This window comes from Intrasporangium sp. (assembly GCF_032907665.1).
Classification (GTDB): Bacteria; Actinomycetota; Actinomycetes; order Actinomycetales; family Dermatophilaceae; genus Intrasporangium.
The window spans coordinates 1-3357 of the sequence record NZ_JAJJPG010000173.1; the positions used below are offsets into that span (position 1 = coordinate 1).

The 3357-nt window shown below is 72.5% G+C and carries 4 protein-coding genes; all 4 read left to right on the forward strand.

From position 1 onward, the window contains the following. Nucleotides 1-839: branched-chain amino acid ABC transporter permease (locus LOY02_RS17285; protein ID WP_317183612.1), on the forward strand; the 839-nt coding region annotated here is incomplete at its 5' end. Then, complete coding sequence (locus LOY02_RS17290) at nucleotides 836-1810, forward strand: branched-chain amino acid ABC transporter permease (RefSeq protein WP_317183613.1); 975 nt, start codon at nucleotides 836-838, stop codon at nucleotides 1808-1810. The genes LOY02_RS17285 and LOY02_RS17290, both read left to right, overlap by 4 nt. Next, nucleotides 1807-2610: an ABC transporter ATP-binding protein gene (locus tag LOY02_RS17295; protein ID WP_317183614.1), complete on the forward strand. Its 804-nt coding sequence runs from the start codon at nucleotides 1807-1809 to the stop codon at nucleotides 2608-2610. The genes LOY02_RS17290 and LOY02_RS17295 overlap by 4 nt, the downstream gene beginning before the upstream one ends. Beyond that, on the forward strand, nucleotides 2610-3317 hold the full coding sequence (locus tag LOY02_RS17300; protein ID WP_317183615.1) for an ABC transporter ATP-binding protein: 708 nt from the start codon (nucleotides 2610-2612) through the stop codon (nucleotides 3315-3317). The genes LOY02_RS17295 and LOY02_RS17300 overlap by 1 nt, the downstream gene beginning before the upstream one ends. Nucleotides 3318-3357: the final 40 nt, after the last annotated feature.

Below are 3357 nucleotides of genomic sequence, written 5' to 3' on the forward strand. Positions count from 1 at the left end.
ACGGAGTGGCCTACGGCCTGCTGCTCTTCACGCTGGCCGTGGGCCTCTCCCTCGTCTTCGGCATGATGGACGTGCTCAACCTCGCCCACGGCACGCTCTACCTCGTGGGTGCCTACGCCGCCTACGCACTGTCGGACGGCGGCTGGGGAGGCTTCTTCCTCGCCCTCGTCGTCGGCCTGCTGCTCGGCGTGCTCGGCGGCGGCATCCTCGCCGCCGCGACCGCCCCGCTGTCGACCCGGGGCCACCTCGACCAGGCCGTGCTCACGCTCGGCATCGCCTTCATCGCCGCCGAGATCATGACGATGATCTTCGGGGCGGAGGTGCTGCCGACGCAGCCGCCGGAGACGCTGGCGGGATCGACGTCCATCGCGGGGCACAGCTACCCGACCTACCGGCTCGTCTTCATCCTCGTGGCCGGCCTGCTCGCCCTCGTCGTGCACCTCCTCTTCGAGAAGTCGGCGCTCGGGGCGCTCGTCCGGGCCACCGTCGCCGACCGCGACATGGTCCGGGTCATGGGCTTCGACACGCGCCGGATCCTCTTCGGGGTCTTCGCCTTCGGGGCCTCGCTGGCCGCCGTGGGTGGCGTGCTCGGGGCGCCGATCCTCGCGCCGGGTCCCGGCGTCGACGAGAACGTCCTCGTGCTGTCCCTCGTCGTCGTCGTCATCGGCGGCCTCGGGTCGGTGCGCGGCGCGCTCATCGGCGCCCTGGCCATCGGGGAAGTGCAGACCCTCGGGGTCGCGCTGGTCCCGGACTACGCACCGTTCCTCCTCTTCGGGGCGATGCTCGTCGTCCTCGCCATCCGCCCGCAGGGCTTCCGGACACAGGGGGTCCAGGCGTGAGGTCACCCGTGCTCACCCGCATCGCGTATGCCGCTGTGCTGGCTCTGCTCGTCCTCGTCCCGTGGGTGCTCGGGCAGTACGCCGTCGCCACGCTCTCGCGGATCCTCATCTTCGCCGTCCTCGCGATGAGCGTGAACCTCCTGACCGGCATCGCCGGACTGCCGACCCTGGGCCAGTCCGCGTACTTCGGGGTGGGTGCCTACACCGGCGCACTCGTCGCGATCAACATCTCCGCCGTCGGGGTCGTCCAGCTCGTCGTCGCGACGCTCGCCGGCGCCGTCGCCGCCGCGATCACCGGACCGGTCGCGGTCCGGGCGCGGGGCGTCCCCTTCCTCATGATCACCCTCGCCATCGGCGAGATCGCCTACAGCGCAGCCGGCCGGATGGAGTCGGTCACCCGGGGCACCGACGGGCTCTCCGGCATACCGCCCCTCGTCTTCACCCCCGGGGGCGAGGGGACCGTCAACGAGGGGCTCGTCTACTACTACGTGCTCGCTGTCTTCGTCGTGTGCTTCGCCCTCGTGCAGATCCTCCTCCGCTCGCCGTTCGGTCTGACGTTGCGGGGGCTGCGGGACAACGAGCCGCGGCTGCGGGCGATCGGGTATCGCACGACGGCCTACGCCCTCGCGGCGTACGTCCTCGCGGGCGCCGTCGCGGGGGCGGCCGGATCGCTCTGGGCGACGTCGCAGCGCTTCGTCTCCCCCGGCGACCTGGGCTTCGACGTCGCGGCCCTCGCCCTGCTCGCCGTCATCATCGGCGGCGTCGGGTCGATGTGGGGCGCCTGCGTCGGGGCGGCCCTGGTCATCCTCACGCGCGACTACCTCGGCGGGATGCTCGCCGGCCGGGGGCCGCTCCTGCTCGGCATCCTCTTCGTCATCACCGTCTACCTGCTCCCGAGGGGGATCGCCGGCACGTCCGACGTCCTCGCGGCGGCCCGACGACGCCGAAGCCGAGTGGAGGTGGCCCCGTGAGCGCTGGACCCGCTCCGGGTGGGCGCAGCGCGAGCCGCCTCGAGCTGCGCAGCGTCTCCCAGCACTTCGGCAGCCTCAAGGCCGTCGACGACGTCTCCCTCGACGTCGCTGCCGGGACCAGGCACGCCGTCATCGGACCCAACGGCGCCGGCAAGTCGACGCTCTTCTCCCTCATCGCCGGCACGCGCCCACCCACCTCGGGCACGGTGCTGCTCGACGGTCGCGACGTGACCTCCCTGCCCGAGCCGACCCGCGTCGGGCTCGGCCTCGTCCGCTCCTTCCAGCACTCGTCGCTCTTCCTGCGCGAGTCCGCCCTCGAGAACGTCGCCCTCGCCGTCCAGCGCCGGCTCGGCACCCAGTGGTCGATGTTCCGCGCCGTGCGCAAGCGCGCCGACGTGCTCGAGGAGGCGAGCGGCATACTCGAACGGCTCGGTCTCGCCGACCGCTCCGGGGCGCCGGCCGGCTCCCTCAGCCACGGCGAACGGCGGCAGCTCGAGGTCGCGGTGGCGCTCGGCGCGTCGCCGACCATGCTCCTGCTCGACGAGCCGGCGGCGGGGATGTCGTCAGCCGACACGGACCGCTTCAAGGAGATCGTCCTCGCGCTCCCCGCGCACATCACGGTGATGCTCGTCGAGCACGACCTCGACCTCGTCTTCGGCCTCGCCGACCAGGTCACCGTGATGCACCTCGGCCGGCACCTCATGACCGGCACGCCCGACGAGGTCCGCGCCGACGACGAGGTCCACTCCGCCTACCTCGGCGGTGCCGACGCGACCGAGCTCTTCCCGGAGGTGCCGTGATGGCCGCGATCCTTTCCGTGCGCGACCTGCGCTCCGGCTACGAGGGGTCGGACGTGCTGCACGGGGTCGGTTTCGACCTCGAGGAGGGCTCGGTCCTCGGGTTGCTCGGGCGCAACGGCGTCGGCAAGTCGACGCTCGTCAGCACGGTGATGGGCCTGGTCCGGCCCAAGTCCGGGTCGGTCGTCTTCGACGGCACCGACGTGGCGGGGCGGCGCCCCGACCGGATCGCGTCGATGGGTGTGGCCTACGTGCCGCAGGGGCGGCGGGTCTTCGCGCCCCTCACCGTCGACGAGCACCTCGCCATCGCGGACCGGGCCGGGCGCACGGGGACCTGGACCCGAGAACGCGTGCTCGAGATGCTGCCCCGCCTCGGGGAGCGACTCGGACACCGAGGAGACCAGCTCTCCGGCGGCGAGCAGCAGATGCTCGCCATCGCCCGCGCCCTGCTGACCAACCCCCGCCTGCTGCTCCTCGACGAACCCTCCGACGGCCTCGCCCCCACGGTGGTCCAGCTCGTCGGCGACGTCGTGCGCGAGCTGTGCGCCGGTGGGTTGTCGGTGCTCCTCGTCGAGCAGGACCTCCGGCTGGCCTTCTCCGTCGCGCAACGGGTCGTCGTGCTGAGCAAGGGCACCGTCATGCTCGACACGACGACGGAGGACTTCCGGTCCGACCCCGTGCGGGCGCGCGCCCTCCTCGGCGTCGGCTGACCGCCGCCCCCTCACTCGAGTGGCCTCGAAATCCACACCC